The organism is Rhabdaerophilum sp. (genome assembly GCF_046092605.1).
In the GTDB taxonomy this organism is placed as follows: Bacteria; Pseudomonadota; Alphaproteobacteria; order Rhizobiales; family Beijerinckiaceae; genus Rhabdaerophilum.
In genome coordinates, this window is sequence record NZ_JBJTDY010000143.1 from 1 (window position 1) to 2,587 (window position 2,587).

Consider the following 2,587-nt stretch of genomic DNA (forward strand, 5'->3'; position numbering starts at 1 on the left):
GTGGCGTTGGGGAAGAACAGCGATTGCCCGCCGATCTTGTAATCCGCGATGGCCTTCTGCCCTTCCGGCGAGACAAGCCAATCGATGAAGGCCTGGCCATCCGCCTTCTTCACATGCGGATGCTTCGCGGGGTTCACGAGCATCACGCCATATTGGTTGAAGAGGCGGCGATCGCCCTCGACCACGATGTCGAGATCACCCCGGTTCTTGAAGTTGAGCCAGGTCGCGCGATCCGAGAGCACATAGCCGTTCTGGGCCGAGGCCATGTTGAGCGCCGCGCCCATGCCCTGCCCGATCTCGCGATACCACGGGCCCTTCACCTTCTCGATATCGATCTCGGCCGTCTTCCAGAGGTTGAGTTCAGCCGAATGCGTGCCGGATTTGTCGCCACGCGAGATGAAGAGCGCGCCCTTGGCCTGCAAGGCTTTCAGTGCCGCCACGATATCCTTCCCGCCCTTGATGCCGGCAGGGTCAGCCTTGGGGCCGATGAGCACGAAATCATTGTACATCAACGGCTTGCGCTCGACGCCGAAGCCCTCCTCCACGAATTTCAGCTCCTGCGCGCGGGCATGCACGAACACCACATCGGCATCGCCGCGTCGGCCGGTATCGAGTGCCTGACCCGTGCCCTGGCTCACCACGCGCACCTCGATGCCCGTCTTCGCCTGGAAGATCGGCAGGAGATGCGTGAAGAGCCCGGAATCGGTGGTCGAGGTGGTCGAGGACACTGTGATGAAACGCCCCGATGGTGCCTGCGCGAAAGCAGGCGCGGCCAAAAGGAGGGTTGCGGCAAGGCTGAGGGTCAAACGGCGGTTGAGCATGAATTCCTCCCGGATTGTTCTGCCAGCGTCGCCGCAGTTCGAGCCCCATCCTGAACATGGTCCAACGACCTTGAGCGAAGAAAAAGGGGACCGACGAGCCAGCATTCCTGCTTCTGATATGGAATTCTGGCTTTTAATTTCAAGAATTGTAATTCATGCATATCAATGCACTTTCATGCAGGATAGAGGCGCGCTTCTGCTGGCCTTTTTTTCAGATGCGTGCAGAAAAGCGGCAATGTCGCACAAAGGGACATCATGGATTCCGTGACCCGGCGATGCCGCCTTTGCCCGCGTTCCAACTTTCTGCGGTTGGGCGGCTCACGGATCGTCCAAGATATTCGCGCTCTTGCCGGCCTCACGAGGTGGCGGGCGCGAGATCTTGCTTCTGCTCGGGCTTTTTCGCGGATGGCTGCGCCTTCAAGGCCAGCAGCCGCGCGGAATTGAGGATGAAGGCCAGTTCGGAGCCGACATGGATCGCAGCGGCGATCAGCGGATTGAGCATCCCGAAAGCGGCAAGCGCGATGCCCACGGCATCGATCACCAGTGTGCCGGTGAAATTCTGCCAGATGATCCGGCGAGTCTGCCGCGCGATCAGAACCGTTTCGACCAGCTTCTCGAGATCATTGCCGAGCAGCACGATGTCTGCGCTTTCCTGCGCGATATCCGTGCCCGAACCCATGGCGACGCCAACACTGGCGGCCGTCAGCGCCGGCGCATCATTGACACCATCCCCGATCATCGCGACGATCCGCTTCCGGGCGGTCATGGCGCGCACGAGGCGGTGCTTGTCCTCGGGCATCAGGTCCGATTTCACTTCCGCGATGCCCAGCCGCGCGCCCACCTTCTGGCCAACGCGTGCGACATCCCCCGTGAGCAGCACCGTGCGCAGGCCCAGATCATTGAGCCGCGCGACTGCATGCGCGGCTTCCGGCCGAAGGGGATCGGCGACCGTGACCGCGCCCATGTAACGACCATCGGCGGCAACGAGAATCTCCGAGCCCTCCTGCGAACCGCCATCCTCAGGCACCGCCACCCCTGCTTCTGCAAGAAGCTTGCGATTGCCCACGAGGATCATGCGACCGGCATGGGTCGCGTTGATGCCGCGCGCCACGGTGTAGCGGAAATCATCCGGTTCAGTCGCAGTGATGCCCCGCGCCTCGGCCTCACGGATGACGGCGCGCGCGAGTGGATGCTCGGAATGGAACTCTGCGATGGCCGCGAGTCGCAGCAATTCGGTTTCATCGATTCCCGCCGCTGCATCGAGGCGTGTCACCACGGGTTCGCCGATCGTCAGCGTGCCGGTCTTGTCGAAGACAATCGTGTCGACCTTGCCGAGGGTTTCGAGATGGATGCCGCCCTTGATGATCGAGCCGAGTCGCGCGGCTCTTCCGATGCCGCCGAGAATGGCGAGCGGCGTGCCCGCCGCGATGCCGCATGCCCCGGCCACGATGATCACCGAGATCGTGTCGCGAATATCGCGCGTGATCAGGAAGGTCAGCGCAGCACAGACAAGCGCGACATAGACAAGATAGCCGGCGAGCTGATCGGCCAGCTTCTGCACCGGCGCGCGCGTATGCTCCGCCGCTTCCACCGCCTGGATGATCCTGCCATAGCTCGTATCCGGGCCGACCTGCCGCGTGGCAATCTCCAGAAGGCCCAACTGGTTGATGGAGCCGGCAAAAACGGTCGCACCAACATCTTTCGCGGCCGGCATGGATTCACCCGTGAGGCGCGATTGATCGACATAGGAATGCCCGGAAACCACC

Annotated in this window: 3 protein-coding genes; 1 reads left to right on the forward strand and 2 read right to left on the reverse strand. The window is 62.2% G+C overall.

From position 1 onward, the window contains the following. Positions 1-821: extracellular solute-binding protein (locus tag ACKODO_RS10960; protein ID WP_408983470.1), on the reverse strand; the 821-nt coding region annotated here is incomplete at its 3' end. Here ACKODO_RS10960 and ACKODO_RS10965 point away from each other — a divergent pair. Beyond that, positions 820-1,089, forward strand: coding sequence for a hypothetical protein (locus tag ACKODO_RS10965; protein ID WP_408983471.1), 270 nt, complete (start codon positions 820-822; stop codon positions 1,087-1,089). The genes ACKODO_RS10960 and ACKODO_RS10965 overlap by 2 nt on opposite strands. Before the next feature lie 87 nt (positions 1,090-1,176). On the opposite strand, the gene ACKODO_RS10970 is transcribed toward ACKODO_RS10965, so the two are convergent. Then, on the reverse strand, positions 1,177-2,587 hold a 1,411-nt coding region (locus tag ACKODO_RS10970), incomplete at its 5' end, for a heavy metal translocating P-type ATPase (RefSeq protein WP_408983472.1).